The organism is Leptospiraceae bacterium (assembly GCA_015075105.1).
Classification (GTDB): domain Bacteria; phylum Spirochaetota; class Leptospiria; order Leptospirales; family Leptospiraceae; genus JABWCC01.
This window is the reverse complement of the sequence record JABTUZ010000002.1, coordinates 39,824-57,172: the sequence shown is the minus strand read 5'-3', so window position 1 is coordinate 57,172 and position 17,349 is coordinate 39,824. Positions and strand designations below refer to the sequence as shown.

19 protein-coding genes are annotated in these 17,349 nt (G+C 34.9%); 7 read left to right on the top strand and 12 right to left on the bottom strand.

Translation table 11 applies throughout. From position 1 onward, the window contains the following. The first annotated feature begins 66 nt into the window (after positions 1–66). Positions 67–510 carry a hypothetical protein gene (locus HS129_10200; protein MBE7412411.1) on the top strand — a complete coding sequence of 148 codons (444 nt, stop codon included), beginning with the start codon at positions 67–69 and terminating at the stop codon, positions 508–510. A gap of 57 nt (positions 511–567) precedes the next feature. Here HS129_10200 and HS129_10195 read toward each other — a convergent pair whose 3' ends face one another. From HS129_10195 to HS129_10155, 9 genes are all read right to left on the bottom strand, one after another. Further along, the gene (locus HS129_10195; GenBank protein ID MBE7412410.1) at positions 568–1,035 is read right to left on the bottom strand and encodes a DUF1564 family protein; all 468 of its coding nucleotides are present in this window, start codon (positions 1,033–1,035) and stop codon (positions 568–570) included. Between the two features lie 489 nt (positions 1,036–1,524). Further along, entirely contained in the window at positions 1,525–2,331 is an 807-nt protein-coding gene (locus tag HS129_10190) for an ABC transporter permease subunit (protein ID MBE7412409.1), read from the bottom strand. Next, on the bottom strand, positions 2,328–3,041 hold the full coding sequence (locus tag HS129_10185; protein MBE7412408.1) for an ABC transporter ATP-binding protein: 714 nt from the start codon (positions 3,039–3,041) through the stop codon (positions 2,328–2,330). Before HS129_10185 ends, HS129_10190 begins: the two co-directional genes overlap by 4 nt. Beyond that, complete coding sequence (locus tag HS129_10180; GenBank protein MBE7412407.1) at positions 3,038–4,270, bottom strand: nitrous oxide reductase family maturation protein NosD; 1,233 nt, start codon at positions 4,268–4,270, stop codon at positions 3,038–3,040. The genes HS129_10185 and HS129_10180 overlap by 4 nt, the downstream gene beginning before the upstream one ends. Next, positions 4,270–4,755, bottom strand: a complete 486-nt coding sequence (locus HS129_10175) for a nitrous oxide reductase accessory protein NosL (protein MBE7412406.1) — start codon at positions 4,753–4,755, stop codon at positions 4,270–4,272. The genes HS129_10180 and HS129_10175 overlap by 1 nt, the downstream gene beginning before the upstream one ends. A 6-nt stretch (positions 4,756–4,761) precedes the next feature. Continuing rightward, on the bottom strand, positions 4,762–5,241 hold the full coding sequence (locus tag HS129_10170) for a four-helix bundle copper-binding protein (protein ID MBE7412405.1): 480 nt from the start codon (positions 5,239–5,241) through the stop codon (positions 4,762–4,764). A gap of 15 nt (positions 5,242–5,256) precedes the next feature. Beyond that, the gene (locus tag HS129_10165) at positions 5,257–5,850 is read right to left on the bottom strand and encodes a hypothetical protein (GenBank protein MBE7412404.1); all 594 of its coding nucleotides are present in this window, start codon (positions 5,848–5,850) and stop codon (positions 5,257–5,259) included. Positions 5,851–5,991: 141 nt separating this feature from the next. Continuing rightward, on the bottom strand, positions 5,992–7,899 hold the full coding sequence (gene nosZ, locus HS129_10160) for a Sec-dependent nitrous-oxide reductase (protein MBE7412403.1): 1,908 nt from the start codon (positions 7,897–7,899) through the stop codon (positions 5,992–5,994). Between the two features lie 19 nt (positions 7,900–7,918). After that, entirely contained in the window at positions 7,919–8,257 is a 339-nt protein-coding gene (locus tag HS129_10155) for a cytochrome c (GenBank protein ID MBE7412402.1), read from the bottom strand. 494 nt (positions 8,258–8,751) lie between these two features. Between HS129_10155 and HS129_10150 the strand changes: the two genes are divergently transcribed. From HS129_10150 to HS129_10140, 3 genes are all read left to right on the top strand, one after another. Beyond that, a complete protein-coding gene (locus tag HS129_10150) occupies positions 8,752–9,819 on the top strand; it encodes a zinc dependent phospholipase C family protein (GenBank protein MBE7412401.1) in 1,068 nt (355 codons plus the stop codon). Between the two features lie 8 nt (positions 9,820–9,827). Beyond that, positions 9,828–12,326, top strand: a complete 2,499-nt coding sequence (locus tag HS129_10145; protein ID MBE7412400.1) for a PBP1A family penicillin-binding protein — start codon at positions 9,828–9,830, stop codon at positions 12,324–12,326. A 665-nt stretch (positions 12,327–12,991) separates the two neighbouring features. Beyond that, a complete protein-coding gene (locus tag HS129_10140) occupies positions 12,992–13,486 on the top strand; it encodes a site-specific DNA-methyltransferase (protein ID MBE7412399.1) in 495 nt (164 codons plus the stop codon). Positions 13,487–13,513: 27 nt separating this feature from the next. On the opposite strand, the gene HS129_10135 is transcribed toward HS129_10140, so the two are convergent. Beyond that, positions 13,514–14,734, bottom strand: a complete 1,221-nt coding sequence (locus HS129_10135) for an IS256 family transposase (GenBank protein MBE7412398.1) — start codon at positions 14,732–14,734, stop codon at positions 13,514–13,516. Between HS129_10135 and HS129_10130 the strand changes: the two genes are divergently transcribed. Together HS129_10130 and HS129_10125 are read left to right on the top strand one after the other, a co-directional pair. Then, the gene (locus HS129_10130) at positions 14,619–15,044 is read left to right on the top strand and encodes a site-specific DNA-methyltransferase (protein MBE7412397.1); all 426 of its coding nucleotides are present in this window, start codon (positions 14,619–14,621) and stop codon (positions 15,042–15,044) included. The two genes, HS129_10135 and HS129_10130, sit on opposite strands and share 116 nt — an antisense overlap. Continuing rightward, positions 15,041–15,424 carry a hypothetical protein gene (locus tag HS129_10125; GenBank protein ID MBE7412396.1) on the top strand — a complete coding sequence of 128 codons (384 nt, stop codon included), beginning with the start codon at positions 15,041–15,043 and terminating at the stop codon, positions 15,422–15,424. The genes HS129_10130 and HS129_10125 overlap by 4 nt, the downstream gene beginning before the upstream one ends. Here the strand turns inward: HS129_10125 and HS129_10120 are convergent. Together HS129_10120 and HS129_10115 are read right to left on the bottom strand one after the other, a co-directional pair. Next, positions 15,402–16,265 carry an IS3 family transposase gene (locus HS129_10120; protein ID MBE7412395.1) on the bottom strand — a complete coding sequence of 288 codons (864 nt, stop codon included), beginning with the start codon at positions 16,263–16,265 and terminating at the stop codon, positions 15,402–15,404. The genes HS129_10125 and HS129_10120 overlap by 23 nt on opposite strands. Beyond that, positions 16,196–16,528, bottom strand: a complete 333-nt coding sequence (locus HS129_10115) for a transposase (GenBank protein MBE7412394.1) — start codon at positions 16,526–16,528, stop codon at positions 16,196–16,198. Before HS129_10115 ends, HS129_10120 begins: the two co-directional genes overlap by 70 nt. Here HS129_10115 and HS129_10110 point away from each other — a divergent pair. Then, the gene (locus HS129_10110; GenBank protein MBE7412393.1) at positions 16,498–17,049 is read left to right on the top strand and encodes a hypothetical protein; all 552 of its coding nucleotides are present in this window, start codon (positions 16,498–16,500) and stop codon (positions 17,047–17,049) included. The genes HS129_10115 and HS129_10110 overlap by 31 nt on opposite strands. The last annotated feature ends 300 nt before the right edge of the window (positions 17,050–17,349 follow it).

Here is a 17,349-nt window from a genome sequence, read left to right as displayed (position 1 = left end):
ACGTAAAAAAAATTTTCCTACTCTGATTTTTTTTTACCTTATAGATTAAAAATAAGGGATAGGTTTATGAATAAAAAAATAAATACAAAATCTGAGAAAATGTTTGATTCAAACTGGGTTGAGCTAAAGAATAAGAAAGAAGAATTTATAAGAATAGTAGAAGTTTTAAATCGATACTATAGTCAAAACAAACCAGAAAATTACCCAAGCGAATCTCATAAATTTCGAGAAAAATTGCTTCAGTCTCCTTTGGATAGTTTTAAAGTGTTTATTAAAAAATTTGGTCTTTTTGAGTATATCATTGCGGTAGAAATATCGGAAAATGGTAGCTCAAGGTTTGATACGTGGATTCACATTGATGGAATAGAAGAGGAAAGAAATGAATTGAAAAATAGTGGTATTTTGGATCATCCAATATTTCAGATTGTCTCTATGACTGATTTGGTTAATCAATATTGTAGCCAAATTGAAACACCAAATGAAAAATTAGACGATTTTTTCCAGAGATAGCTATCCTGTCCACTTTCAGAAGGCCCTTTATTTTTTTTTGTTTGTTTTGTATTTTTTTTAGTTTCGCCACATCTTATGTCGTATCAGCCTATTGTATCGTATGGTTTTTCTCTTGGAGAGGTAAACTCCTATCGCAATCGAACTGACCTTGGGTGGAACTCCAAAGTCATAGAACTTGGCAGGGATGATTATGTCCCATCCGGCAATGTCAAGTAACAAAAGAAGAGTAAAAAGAGCCGTTCTTGAAATACCAAGCCATTGAGCAAACTCACCAAGCTCAATCCAATCTGCATTCTCAGGGCGAAAGTTCTTCTTCTGAAGATTCTGCCCTTCTTCTTGGTAACAAGTTTTCACACAATCCAACTTCTCAAAAGTCTTCCACAGCAAAACATTCCTGTACCTCTCTAACAAATCATGCAAGTAATCCTCTCTCGAAATATTTTCTGTCCTACAATTAAACTCATCCATAAATTTTTCTGGAATGAGTAAACTTGATTGAGTTCGCTCAAATTTTTCCGGGTTCATAGTATTCTCCTAACACAAAAATTTTTTCCTCATATAGTTTCTGCCCCCAGCCACTATTTCTTGCCTCTTGATATAAGGTAAAATAATATCGTGATAGAAATAAAATTTTTGCGATTTTAGAAAAAATTTTTTAACTTTTACAGAAAAAGTCCAAATTCTGCATTAAATGCGTAATCTCTTGAAATCCCCCAAAAAAGTGGAGTTCCCACATTTTTGCACGAAAAGTTCTGAACCCGTACTAAATGTGCAATTCCTCAAAAAAAGAATGGAGTTCCCACATTTTAGCACGAAAAGAGCAAAATCTGCACTAAATGCGAAATTTTAAAAAACTATACTAAAGCTAAAAACCTCTAACAAAAAGATAGAGCTATATAAAAAAAATTCCAACTCCACTATTTCAATCATTCGTCCCCCGAATTGGGGTTCCAACATTTTTGCGGGTATTTTAGACATAAATTAGTTTATGAGAAAATACGATAGGATAAACCTTTACAGATCTTTGCTTTTAAAGATCCTGACACCGATAAAAATAGGTGTAATAATCCACACACTTAAGAAAACAAAGCAAAGAAAAATCCCGCTTACATTTCCTAAATATTTTTGAAAGAAGGCTGAAGTAAATCCGAGTAATACCGCAGAATCCATTTGTAGTAAAATAATTACTCTGACTAAATCTAAAGGGTTTAGCAAAACCATTCCAAGAACTGGAACTTCGAGAGGATACTCTCCAAAGAAAATACTAATCCCGACTATTAACAGATCGTATAAAAAGTAAAAGTAAAACCAAATAATTAAAATACTTCCGAGTACCATTTCTTTTTTTATAATTATGATGGACGCAAGAAATGAGAGACTAAGAAATATACTGTTTAATAAAACTCCATAAATCAGTAGTTGTATCGAGAGAAAAATTTTTCCTTCGCTTGGATCCATAAATAAGATCAAAGGAATTGCTGTACCAGAAACAAAACCGAGATTGAGTCCGAGGTTAGCTCCAATCCATTTGCCAAGAAATAGTTTTGCCCTACTTACAGGACGAGATAAAATTACCTCCATAAACGGAAGAGATTCCATAAAATTTACGCTGCCAAACAATAGCCCAAAGATTGGAATTAGTAATAGAAAAATATTCAGTAAACTGGCTGTAATCTTAGAGCTTTGTTTCCCACCAAAATAAATTGTCAAAGAGCAAATCATAAAAAAAGCAATTGCATAAAGAAAAACCCATTTGTTGCGGATATTTTCATAAAATTCAAGATACACGATTTGACGAAAATCTTGTGAAAATAATTTCATTTTCTTTTCTCCCAGTACATTCTCATTGCTTCTTCTAAGTTAGAAGCATTGTTCATGGATAAAATATTTGAAGGTGTTTCGTGTAGAACCAATCGGCCATCTACAAGAAGACAGACTTTTTCAGCAATTTCTTGTACTTCACTCATTATGTGAGAAGTAAAAATAATGGATGCGCCTGATTCTTTTCTTTTCTTTAATAGACTTTTTAAGAAGTAAGACATGTGCGGATCCAAACTGGAAGTAGGTTCATCTGCAATATAGAGTTTCTTTCTAAAGCCGAAGCATTGCAGGATATTTATTTTTTGCTTCATTCCACCTGATAGCTCTCCAAATAATTTATTTTCAAATTTCCAGATTTCTAAATCTCCCATGAGTTCAAGCATGTAATCGGGAGGAGCAGAATCTATTCTTTTGAATATATCGAGGATTTCTGTAACTTTTAAATTTTTAGGAAAATTTGGAGTTTGAGGCATATAGCCGATTTCTTTATGCACTTCTTCTTCTATTGAAGAAATTTTGATTCCATCTTTTTCAATTGAGCTGTTTGGATCAGGGAAGGTCAGTCCGAGAATGCATTTTAAAAGTGTAGTCTTTCCTGAGCCATTGGGACCTACAAGAGCAGTGATTCGATTTTCTTCGATTGCAAGAGAAAAATCACTGATTACTTTATTTCCGTTAAATGTTTTTGATAAATTTTTTATTACTATCATAATTGAAATACTCTTAAACTTGGTTTTGAATCTAAAAGGGATACCGGGCTAATTACTGGAAATGCCTTTTCTGCTATTTCTAACATTTCTACTATTGGAGACTCAAAGAGAAGTGTCAGTACCGGATATACGTTTACCCAATATCCAAAAAATTGCACTGGTGTGTGAGGCTTGTCTCCTACGCCATCTTTATCCATATCGAATCCTCTGTATTTATCCCAATAATTTCCAGTATAATCATTTGAGTTGTCACGAGAATTTGTTCCAAGATCAAACACGTTTTCTATGAAATTATTTCTTTCAAACTTATTTTCTTCACAGTTTCCAAGAATATTGATAGCCCATCCATTTCTCAAAAATTGATTTTCTGAAAAAATATTTCTATTTGCGTTGTCTGCATATATACCTTGTGCATTTTCTTTAAAAATATTTTTATAAAATCTACTTGTAGAAATTTCTTTTAACAATATTCCATGAGACCCACTACCCCAGTTTTGCTCAAAAGTGTTTTCTTCTACTATCGTATCTCGTGAATACATAATTGCAACACCTGAGGAGTTACGAAAAAATTTATTTTTACGAAATACATTTTCATGGGAAAACATAAAGTGCATTCCATAGCGAATGCTATCAGAGCTTGAATTATTTTCAATTTTTAAATTAGATGAAAATTCAAAGTATAAACCGTCTCTGTGTTTGTTGAGAGTATTTCCTTTAATGGTGTGCCCGGAAGCTGACCAGAGATGAATTCCATTTCCACCGTAAATTTCATCTTTAGCATTTCCGATTGATTCGTTGTTTTCGATTAAACAATTTTCTGATTTTTCAAGATAAAAACCATAAGCGTTATTGATTAATTTATTTCCTACAAGTTCACAGTTTTTGGAGCCTTTAACATGAATCCCTGCAAATTCTCTCATGGAGCTAACTCCACTGTTCATGATTTGCATTCCTTCAATTCGGACGTTATCCGCATTGATACTGATTACATGCTCTTTTGTTTGACCGTCCACGATTACATTTCCTTTTGCAATCAAACGAAGTTTTTTAGTTATAGTAATCATTCCCTCGGAATAAGTCCCGGGTGAAATTTCAATTGTATCGGAGTCTTTTGCTAATTGTATAGCTTCCGTAATGGTTGAAATTTTCCCTTTAGGATCTACAATTAGGGTAGATGCAAAAGTTTCTGAAATAGAAAAGATACCGATAAAAAATAATAAATAAAGCATTAGTGTTTTGTTTTCTCTGATAATTCCTTTTTCCAATCTGTACGAATGTATTGTTTCAATTCAGAGAGGTCTAAAATTTTCCCGCCATATTCATCTTTGGCTTTGTTTGCACCTTCAAGATTTTTGTAAGAAGAAATATTTGCACTCATCGGAGAAATTAATTTATCTGATTTCAAAAAAAATGTATTGGAAATCTCAAGCCATTCTTTTGAATTTTTAAAGTCAGAAAAATTTCTAACAAATAGTTTTTCTGTCCTATGTTCATTTTCTAGCCAATAGGAAATCATACACTCTATAGAATCAAAATGAAATTTTCTTCCCTTGGGAGAGATGATTTGTGAATGGTAGTTCATTTGTGCTATATCCATTTTGCAGTGTTCACATTTCTTTTCTCCTGGAGAAATATTTTCCGGATTTTTATCAATGCACCCACAAAAAAAAAGCGATAAAATAGTTATCGCTATTATAATTTTTTTGAAATTCATTTTAGATTAAGCTGCTATTTTTTTGCATTCATCAGCACACGCTTTACAGCTTGCACCACAATCAGCACACACTTTATGTTTGGATGCGTGTTTTTGGCATTCTTTTTCACACTTTAAACAAATTTCCATGCACAGAGTTGCCATTTTTGGAGTGAATTCAGAATTCGTAACTGCAAGTTGAAATAGTGCTTCGCAAGAAGAGAGCATTTCATTTACAGATTTTGCACAACCCAACATAGTCTTATCTCCATCTGCAAGAGACATTAGGCAATGATCCTTGCAGATATTTCCTGTTTTGATGCAATCCATTATTTTTGTAATCAACATACCATATTTAATATGTTTTGAGTGGTCGTGTTTCGGATCGTGTTTGTGGTTTGGGTCAGAATGGTCATGGTCGTGTTTTTTTGTTTGGGACAAGATCCCTGTTGCAACAAGACCTGTTGTAATTGCTGTCGCTTTTGAAATAAAATCTTTTCTTTTCATTGTTATACCTCTTGTTTAATTTTCAACCTTAATAGTTTTTTCTTTCCATACTACAAATATCAATATCCCCAAAGAAGCAAATAGAAAAAATGCACCTAAGTGAGGAAGGCTACAAGCCGTGATATTCAATAATTCTTTGCAAAATAAAAGTGGTGGTTGGTAAGTCATCCCTGGAACTACAATGGCAGCGTCAGGTTTTAAGTTGTGTCCGTAATTGTATTCCCATCTCCAAAAATCATACAACCCTGCACTAGCAACTAAAACAAAGTTTACTATACCAAAAATGTACATAATATATCTCGGAAAAAAATAGGTTACGATTGCTCCTGCTATCATATACGCTAAAATGTATGGCATGAATAATAATTCCGGAATGGATGTTTCTACGATTTCAGCCATCCCGATATAATGGTTTAGCAGATTGATATTTTGCAAATCATAAGGAGTGCCCCCACTAATTTTATTAATCCAGATATTCATACTTAAACCCTCTGGATACTGAGGGGCTGCAAGGGAAATATACCAAATCGGTACAAAATAAACTCCGATTAAAAGAACAACTATTGCTAAGATTAAGTGACGGTTTAAACCGCTGATTACTTTAAACATATTAGAGCCTCTGTTTGTTTTTCGATTTTTTGATTTTACTAAGAATCGAAATATTATTTTTTCTTTTCGCTTCAATTTTTGTAAATAGAGTGGAGCAAAAAAATATTTTCTGCTCCACTTCTATTCAATTCTTTGGTTAAACTAAGGAGTTACCCTGATGTATTGTTGCATTTCCTGATGCAGAGCAGAGCAGAAATCTGTACAATAGAAAGGAAATACTCCAACTTCTTTCGCTTCCCATTTCACCGTGCGAGTTTGACCTGGCATCACAAGGATGTTTGGTAAAGGTGCACCTGCAATTGCAAATCCGTGCGGAATATCAAAGTCTTGCTCGAGATTTGTAACGTGGAAATACACTAAGTCTCCTCTTTTCACTTGAACCATGTCCGGCTTAAAATGAGATCGGATTGCAGTTAAATACACTCTAACTACATTTCCTTCTCTAACTACTTTAGCCTCAGACTCTTTTTTTGCAGCATAAGGGTGCTTGTTTTCTTCAAGAGGATAAATCTTTTTAGTTTTATCTTTGAGAAGTTTCGCTGGAATCATCTGGGCGTAATGAGGTTCCCCAATTGTAGGAAAGTCAGCCAAAAGCTCGGCTTTACTTCCAGAAATATCGTAGAGCTGTGCAGATTGAGGCAATTCCATTCCTACAGGTAAGTATCTATCCTTGGTGATTTTATTCATAGCAAGTAGATATTTTCCGAAAGGTTTTTTATTATCGCCACCCACAATACTTAAGTGACCAACGCTATAGTATGCAGGAAGTTTTTGTATTACTTCCCATGTACCGGGTTTCCATTTTACTACCTCGGAGCTAACAAAACAAGAAGTATAAGCATACCCATTGTTGTCAAATTCTGTATGTAGAGGACCAAGACATGGTTTTTTTACTTCACCTGCAAGAGTTGATTCATATTTTAAAATAGGAATTCCTCCAGCTTCTCCATCTTTTGCTGCCGGGTCTGTTGCGGCTTTTAAAAGTTTAGAAAAAGAGTGGACTGAAATAATCGTAGCTAATTTTCCACCACCTACAATGTATTCACCTGTTGGATCAACGTCAGCACCGTGTGGACTTTTTGGAGTCGGTAAAAAATACGCTATTCCAGGGCAATCTTTCGGGTCTAACATTTTCACGCCATTATGTTTGGTTGAAACAGTTTTTTGGTTTTCAGGCCATATATTGTGAACATAAGTACCACTAAAGTCTCTTGCTTTTGCCTTACATTCACTTGCTTTTTTCCAATTGAAAGCTAGGATATAATCCTTATCTTTTTTTGAAGCCCCAACCTCAAGCATTTGAAACGCCATTTCAGTATTGTACATACTAAAAAAGCACCAATCACGAGAAGGCCCTTTTCCACAACGAGCCAAATCATAATCATAAGCAGGTAGCATAGTTTGTAGATCAAGACTCATCTTTCCTGTTTTTGGATCAATTTTGATCATGGAAAGAACACCATTGAACTTACCTTTTCCCATTTCTTCGATAGCGATATCTCTTTGAGGAACAGGAATACTAAATCTGGTTGCAGACATTGCGTACTCTGTGTTCTCGGTAAGGAAAGGAGAAGAGTGATTCCCTGCAATGTTTGGAATCTCTATGATTTCTTTTGTTTCAAAAGTAGTCAGATCAATTCTTGCAATCCTTGGAGTGTTGTTTCCATTAATGAATAACCAACGACCGTCGTGATTTCCATCGGTTAGAGAAGCCTCCGGATGATGAGTATCATCCCAAGGAATATAACCTTTGGAAGTGAGAAGCATATCTTTAGTTTCTTCGTCAAATCCATACCCATTTTCAGTGTGCAATGAAAATACAGGAATAATTTTGAATACTCTTCCTGAAGGAATACCTTGTACACTTACCTGTCCGTTAAATCCTCCAGACAAAAGGGCATATACTTCGTCCTTTTCACCTGGGGCAACATATACTTTTTGTGCTGCGTTAGCCGCTAAGGTAGCCTTCCCTCCGGAACCGCCGCACTGGTTGATTAAGCTGAAAGAAATTGCGAGTAACGCAAGTTTCAGCATTGCTTTTGCCAGCATATTTTACTCCTTGTTAAATTTATTTTTGTTCATCTACCTGTCGGAAATATTCAAGCATATCCCTTGCTTCGTCTTGACTTACATTTTGGAAAGTCATTTGTGTTAGATGCTCTTCAAGAAGCTCTTTTGCAATAGGATCTTTCTGAGTCATCTCGACCGGATTCAAAATCATATTCATAATCCATTCGGGAGTCCTTCTGGTAGTAATTCCTTTTATGGCAGGCCCCACTACTTTTTCATCAATCTTATGACAAGCCGAGCATTTAGACTCAAACTCAGTCTTTCCTTTACCTGCTCTTTTTGCATCTAAAGCCCCAAGATCAACTTTTGAAACTGGACCAATTCCCTTAACTTCCATAGGATTTATTTTACTTTTACCAGATTCTTCACTGCTTGCATTCTCTTCTTTTTTAGAGCAGCCAATCCCTAAAACAAAAATAAGAATGAAAAGAGTGAGACTCACCGAGTAAGTATTTCTTTTTTTCATGATTTTCTATATTCCTCCTGTATATGAACATATTTTATATACTTATGTTTCTATCATAGAAAATTTTAAGTTTAATTGACCTATATCAAAATACTTCTAAATTTTCATTATGATAAATATCATAAATTTTTATATTCAAACTTTTGTCACAATTTAGCAATACGGAAGTAAAAGAGCATAGAATAGGATAACTCTCTATTGACCTTAATGTATTTTTTCTAAGAAATTCTCAGAGTAATGATTACCGAAGCTGAAATTTTGATGAATAGTTCATTTGCAAAAAGTCTTTTTAGGGGAAATATACTTTTAGAAAAATTTTTTATTTGCAGAATTTTTTAAAATTCAAATCATTGATAGAGGCTATTATGGCAGGGAAAATTACTCATCTCGAAGTGTTGTCACAGGTTTGCAAGCATTTGGACCACGGCACTGTAGAACAAAAAAAAATTGCTAAAACTTTAAGAATTGAGGAAAATAAAAATTACGCAAACCTTGGGACTGTTGCCCCGGATATTTTTTATTTTTACCATCTTCTTACGCCCGTTTTGAATAAAAAATCTCAATATTGGGGTGATTTGTCTCATCATAAAAATGTAGCTGAATTGATTTTGAATTTTTTAGACATTATTTTTGAAACCGAAGATGGAATTTATCGAGACAGGTTTATAGCATTTACTTTTGGTTATTTAGTCCATTGCGTTGTCGATATTGTAACTCATCCGTACATTTTTTACATATCGGGTGATTTTTATAATAAGAACCCAAAGATTAGCTCTCAAGCACAAATTGCCCACTTGAAGGTAGAGTACGCACTCGACTCCTATTTATTGCATTACAGATGGGGAATGAGCCCTCATGATTATGATTTTCCTCACCATGTTGATGTGAGAGTCCGAGGGAGAGACGGGATATTAAAGTTAGACCCTATGATTTGGAAATTTTGGCAAAGAGGACTTCAAGAAACTTTTCCGGTTGAATTTAAAGAAAAGTATATTGGCTCTGAAGGAAAAATGATTCCTCTGGATGTGATTAATGATTCCTATATCGGTTTTTTAAGATTCAATAAAGTGCTTGATACAAAAAAGAGTGTTACTCGAAATATATTGAAGTTCATTGATATGATAACTTTTAAAAAAGCAAATTCTACAGTACTCATGCTTCCACTTCAAACTGAAATTGATCCTCGTATCATGAATAATGAGGAAAGGGAATGGCACTATCCGGCAGATAAGTCGATCAAGAGAAATGACTCATTTATAACATTGGTCAATAATGCGACTACTTCTGCAAAAGACGCAGTTACTCTTGCATGGGAATATCTGAACAATCGTATTAAGAGAGAAGCATTTTTGAAAGAGTACGGTGGTTTCAACCTTGACACAGGTTTAAAATTTCAAGAGATTACAAGTATGAAGGAATTTTCTCCTCTTTAATTTTCATAATGAAACAAAATGAATCTCCGAATCTACTCAGCCGATTAATTATCACAAAATTTAGAGACACGCTTACTTTTTTCGGGTGTAAAGAAAATGATTTTGGAAAACTCGTAGCGATAGCTTCTATACTATGTTTTCTAAATATTCTTCTCATTGTCGCATCTCCTACCGATTTTTTTAAAATTCAAAAAGCAAATGATTACGAAAGACCATCTATTCTTTATGGAATTAATTCCAAAAATGAATATGAACCAATTGCTGAATTTTATAAATTTTCTAGAGTAGTAGTTCCTATCCATTCCTTGAAACCAGAATCTTCAGGAAAAGACAAAAGACACAATCTGATTCAGTGCTTCTTGTCAACTGAGGATAATAATTTTTATTCTCATACGGGAGTAGATTTTAGAGGAATTTTTAGAGCTTTCGCGGTGAATCTAATTGCCGGAAAAATCAGGGAAGGTGCATCCACCATAACGCAGCAAGTTACAAGAATAAAGTTCCTCAGTATCGAGAGGTCATTTTTAAGAAAAGCAAGAGAAGTGTGGCTTGCATTTTTAATGGAAATGGTTTACGACAAAGATACTATTATGGAGATGTATCTCAACGAAATTCCCCTTGGTCACGGGACGTTAGGCGCAGGGGCTGCTGCAAGATTTTATTTCCGTAAAGATCTAAATGACCTTACTTGGGGGGAAGCAGCGTTATTGTCCAGCTTGACTACCAGACCAAAAGAATTTAGCCCTCTTGTAAATCCGATTGTTTCTAATAATAAGGTTAGAATCGTATTTATGAAACTTATAGAGACAGGGAAGATGGATATTCAAACTGCAGAAGAAGAGTATTCCAAGTTTGCCGATTACTATATGACTTTGAATAGATCTCCAAATGATTCAGCGTTTTCTGATAGATTAAATCGTTTTCCGTATTTCACAGAGTATGTCCGAAAAAATTTGAATAAAACGATAAACACAAATAAACTGTATAGTGGTGGTTTCAAAATCTACTCGACTCTTAATATTCGTCATCAAACTGAAGCTGAAAAAGCTCTTCAGGCTGGACTTACTCGCCAAACAGAAATGTCTAACCAACGCTCATTTAAAAATGTAGAAATTTTTGATAAAGAGTATGGTCAGGCTTATGATATTATTTCTAATCTTTTTGATTTGTCTGATTTTAAATTTAAGATTTCCAGAATGGAGAGAACATTTAGAAGCTCTTATCAGGAAGACTATAGAGATAATTTGGCTATGCTCAATCTCTTAACCGGCTCTGAAAATGTGGGGGAGATAATTGATTTTAATTTTATTAAACAAAATACTCAAGATCACCTACTTCCTGTAGAAGGGGGAATCATTAGTATGCGCCCTGATACGGGATATATTACGGCACTTGTAGGTGGTTCCGGTTTTCGCTCCGACAATCAACAAATTAGACCAGTTCAAGCCTATAGGCAGCCCGGATCTTCTTTTAAACCTTTAGTTTATGCAGCAACGATGGACAATTATTTTCAAAACCCTGACCCTAAAAAAAATGTAACCGCAGCAACTATATTTTTAGATTCTCCGATTCAATATTTAATGGATGATGGAGATGAATGGACTCCGGAAAATTATAGCGATGAGTATTCCGGGTTTACTCGATTACGTTCAGCTTTAGAAAGTTCAAAAAATTCTGTGGCTGTCAGAGTGGTTGAACACGTTGGTCTGTCAAAAATAATGCCTTCTTTAAAAGCTATGCTTCAATTAGATGGAGGAAGAGAAATCCCTCATAATTATTCGGTTTCCCTTGGTGCATTTGAAGTAACTCCTTATGAGCTAACTCGCGCTTACGCTGCTTTTGCAAGCAAAGGGAAAGAGGTCTTTCCGATTAGTGTATTATACATTACAGATGATAAAGGGAAAGTAATTCAAGATTTTCGTATTGAGCACAATAAACGGACAAGAAAACAAATTATTTCGCCTGAAGTAAGTTTTATAATGACTTCTATGATGGAAGACGTTATTAGAAAAGGTACAGGAAAAAGTGCGCTTTCTTACGGATTAAGGAGACCGGCCGCAGGTAAGACTGGTACAACAAATAACTTTCGTGATGCTTGGTTCGTTGGCTATACACCGGAGCTCGTCAGCTCTGTTTGGCTTGGATTTGATACCGGAACAATTAGCCTTGGAAGAGGAATGTCGGGAGGTGTTGTAGCTGCACCGATCTGGGGCCGCTTTATGCAGAACGCATTGTTGGGGGAGTCAACCAAACAATTTGATTTTGGCGATATCAATGTGATAACAAAAAAAGTTTGTGCAATTTCTGGAAAACTTCCGGGAGTTCAATGTACTAAAACTATTGATGAATATTTTGTAAAAGGAACAATTCCTACTGAGATTTGCCAAGACCATCTTGGGGTGGCAGTAGAACCTGTGGAAGAAAAAAAATCAAAGCCAATTCCCTTGACTCTACCTAAAAAGAAAAAATACAAAAATCTTTTTCAAGGTGACGATCAGCTGGAATAGCCATTTGCTATTTAATCAACTTGGCTTCCTTGAATAGTCTAATTTACAACTAAACTCTTCCAATAATGTAGGAACTAATCTGTGGAATGGTGACAAAAATAGAGAAGTTAGATTTTTTTTTCGTTAGAGGTTTTGATTTTTCGCTTTTAGTGCAGATGTTGCACTTTTCGTGCAAAAATGTGGGATCTCCATCGTTTTCGGTGAATTACACGTTTAGTACAATTTTAGGACTTTTTCTGTAAATTTAGAAAGAAATCTATTTCTATTGCGATATTTTTTTATCATATATCAGAAGGCAAGAATAGAAAAATATTACTTTAAAGTGAGTTATGTGCCATCTTTTGCTCAGACCTTTCTACTTCTTGCCCCCATGACACATTCTCGGTCAAGAAATGTTGGTTTTAGAAATATTTGTATCAAGCTAACAAAATAAACTAGAGAAACCTAGATTTAAACTTGTATAGTTTTGCTAAAAAATACTTTCCTTAGAAATGATTTTTGTTTTAGAGTAAAATTATTATGTCTTTTTCGGAAAAATTGAACTCGTTGAGTTTTTACTAAAAATAATTTTTAAGAAAATAGAGGAGGAAAAAATATTGAAAAAGAATTTAAAATATCCAAAAGACTTTATCAATAAAATAATATGCGGGGATTCTATAGAAGTTATGAAAGAAATGCCAGATGAATCCTTAGATTTAGTTGTTACTTCTCCACCCTATAATCTAAAAAACTCAACTGGCAATGGAATGAAAGATGGTCGAAGCGGCAAATGGGCAGGAGCCGCACTCATCAATGGGTATAGTCATTATGATGATTGTATGCCCCATGATGAATATGAAGCTTGGCAGCGTAATTGTTTAACTGAAATGTTTCGATTGATAAAAGATGATGGAGCTATTTTTTACAATCATAAATGGAGAGTTCAGGATGGTATACTCCAAGATAGACAAAATATAGTGAATGGATTTCCTGTGAGACAAATTATAATTTGGCGTAGAAAAGGAGGAATAAATTTTAATCCCGGATATTTTCTGCCAACTTATGAAGTAATTTACTTGATCGCTAAACCAAAATTTAAATTAGTTCCAAAAGCAAACGCTGTTGGAGATGTATGGGAATTTACTCAAGAAATGAAAAATGAACATCCTGCGAGGGTGTAGGAAATTTTGTGTAAAATCCTTTTCCGTTTAAATTTCCATTCTCCCTTCAAAATTTATTGCAAACTGATTAATCGCAGCACCCCAATCCCGGATAGGCATGGTCCATTTTTTTGATGCATTCTGCAGAGCCAGATACAACAGTTTTTTTGCCGCATCATCATTGGGAAATGAAGCCCGGTTTTTGATCACTTTTCGAAGCGTCATATTCAAAGACTCGATTGCATTGGTTGTGTAAATTACTTTTCTGATTTCTGCCGGATAGGCAAGAAAAGGAATTATCTCATTCCATCTGTTTTCCCAGGATTTTGAAATCATCGGATATTTTGAATCCCATTTTTTAGAAAATTCCTGAAGTTTTAATTTTGCTTCCTCAACGTTCACTGCACGATAGATTTTTTTCAAGTCAGATGAAAGCTCTTTTCGATTTTTAAAGGAAACATACTTCAGAGAATTTCTGACCATATGAACGATACAAAGCTGAACTTCGGCATTTGGATAAATAGTTTTAATCGCTTCCGGAAAACCGGTAAGTCCATCAACACAGGCAATCAATATATCCTGCAACCCACGGTTTTTTAGTTCAGTCAGGATTTGGAGCCAGAACTTGGATCCTTCATTTTCTTCAATCCAGAAGCCCAAAACCTCTTTTAAACCGTTCATATTGACGCCGATAGCCATATGAACAGCCTTGTTTTTGACCTGACCATCGTCTCTAATTTTGACCCTCAATGCATCAAGATAAATAATCGGATAGATTGAATCAATAGGTCTGGTCTGCCATTTTACTACTTCTTCGATTACACCATCTGTTACTGTGGAGATCAGATCAGGAGAAACTTCAACCTGATAGATTTCCTGAAGATGAGCCTGGATGTCGCGTGTCGTCATTCCTCGCGCATACATAGAAATTATTTTATCATCAAATCCATTCCAATGGGTCTGGTTTTTCTTGATTATCTTCGGTTCAAATTCGGAATTCCGGTCTCTGGGAACGTCGATTTCCAGGTTTCCAAAATCGCCCTTGATAGTCTTTTTCGAAAAACCATTGCGGGAATTGCCGGCACCATTTTGCCGAGAATGTTTTTCATAACCCAATTCATGGGTCAGTTCCTGCCGCATAGCCTTCTCGACTATAGCTTTGGTTAATTCTTTCAGAAGACCATTTTCACCGATCAATTCTTCAGGATTTTTGTATTCCTTGATCAACTCTTCAAGGAGCTCGTCTTTTCTGGATTTTGTTTTTGCCATATTCTTTACCCTCTTTTATTTTCGGAGTAAAAGATATTTACACAAAATTAATTACACCTTCCATCCTGCACCTTTTCCTGTAGCTTTAATAGAAAGAATTATTTCTTCTACAAGTGCAGAGCTAATATTAGACCCTTTTTCTGGGAGCGGCACAACGGCATTAGTCTCTAAAGCATTAAATAGAAATTATATCGGAATAGAGTTATCTCCCGACTATTGTGAAATGTCAGAAAGAAGGATTAAGGAAAATGGAATGAATTGTTTAACATCGAAAGCAGAGTATTTATCATTATTCAGTACGACAAAATGAAAATATATACAAAAGAAAAATTAATTGAAGAATTAAAGAAAATTGCAAATACTGGTTGGATTAAGAATACAAGACACGGAAATCAAGGTGGAATTGGAAACACGTTAGAAGATTTATTGGGGATAACAGAAAATAACCTACCAATTCCAAACGCAGCAGAATGGGAATTAAAATCTCAGCGAATAAATACAACATCATTAACAACTTTATTTCATACAGAACCATCACCGAGAGCGATAAAATTTGTTCCACTAGTATTGTTACCAAATTATGGCTGGAAACACAAAGAAGCAGGACAGAAATATTCCAAAGATGAAATGAGTTTGAAGTGCCCCCCTAAAACTGTAAAGAAAAAAATCATATTTTTTGTTTATTTTTAAATTGCAGAGGAGATAGTCCTCCTAAAGCTGAATGAGGTCTGATTGAATTGTACCGATCAATAAATTGAAAAATACTTTTGGCTGCTTCAATTTTATCAGCATAACAGGAGATATTTATCTCTTGATACTTGATAGTTTTATTAAAAGATTCTGCGTGTGCATTTTCATATGCATTACCAAGACACATTGAAATTTGTATTTTGGAATTGTTCAGAAGTTCTATATATTCATGCGAACAATATCTTCTATCAGAATCAGTATGATGAATGTAACCTTCGAGACTTCCTCTGTTCATGAGAGCCGACTCAAATGCAGACCTGACAAGTTCACTATTAAGTTTATCAGAAACAGCTCGTCCGATGACCTCTCTGTTTTCCATATCCATTAGTGATGCCAGATAATGATTTTTCCCCTGAACATCAAAAAAAGTAACATCACCAACTATTACTCGTGCATGATTAATTGACTTGTCCTTAAGAAGATTTGGATATTTTTTCAGGTTATGTTTTGAATCCGTGGTCGCATGATGATAAGCCCTCTTCGGACTGCATTTTAAAAGGTTTTCATGCATGATCCTGTAAACTCGCTTATGATTGATTTTCATATCATTTCTCAGAAAATAAGTGACAGACCTGTAACCTGATTGAGGCATTAAATCCAGATATGCTTCAATCTTTTCTATTAGTTGCTTATCCTCCTGTTTTCTTTTAATCTTTGCATCCGATTGGTAATAAAAGGAAGAGATACTGATCTCCAAAGCTTTACAGCTTTTTACAATTCCAAATTCTGGTGCGAGATACTTCCTGATAATTTCTCTTTTTGCTTCCAGTCTTGCAGATATTTTTGGGCTTTTTTTAAAATGTGATTATCTAACGCAAGGTTGGCAAGTGCACCTTCCAATTCTGCGACTCGTTTCCTTAAAGCAAATTCGGTTTGATTATTTTGTTCAAACTTTCCTGTATCTATCTCATTTCTCCAATTTCGGATTGTTTGAGGATTTACCTTTTCCCTTTGAGCTATTTGCGAAACGGAACTCTGCCCGGACAAAATTTCCATTACTATTTGTTCCTTAAATTCTTTGCCATAGTTATTTCTTCTTATCATATTATCAAGTCTCCTTTATCCCCTTTTTTTGTATTCCAGTTTTAGGGGGCAAGACCAGTTTTAGACAAACCATACATGGATTATCCGCTAGTGATAGAGGCTTTATCGTAAAAATTAATCGAGAAGAAAAGAAAATCCTAATATCCTTTGATTCAAAATTAGTTTCACTTGAAAAACATTCTGACTGGTTAAAAACAGTAAAAGCAAAAGTGGGTTTGAAAGAATTAAATCCACAACCTTATTGGGGCTTCGATGACTTAGCCAGTATTGTTGGAACAAAGCTTTTAAATTGTTTTTATGTTCAAGCAGAAGTAAAAAAAGTAAAAGGAAAAGAATTTTACAATTACAGCAAAGTGATGATGTTACAGAAATTTAGTTTCGAAGGTTTTTTACAAGCAATCGAAAGCGGAAATATTTTAGTAGACTTTGATGCAAGAACTGGTCATAATCACGGAACAAAATTCAGGATGAGACAAAATTGCCTCGTTAGTTTATATGAGACTGTGACAACAATTATTTGAAGTAAGTTATTTCAAGTGATAATTTAAAGAGAAGAAGTCATGGGGGAAATCTTCATAGTAATTGTAGCAAAAAACAGCATCTAACAAAGATTAGCCACTGCGAAGCCACGAGAAAATGTGGCTTCTTGCTCCGAGCCGCTGGTTGTTTAAGTGGAATTTTTTAGTTTATTTGGAAAGTTATCGCAAGTCCAGTGCCTTCACTACTGTCACGAAACTTGCAGTCCTTCGATACGCCTCGAAAAGATGAGGCTCAGGAACCGGAGCAAGTTTGCGCGCCATCCGTTCAGTCACAGGACTTGC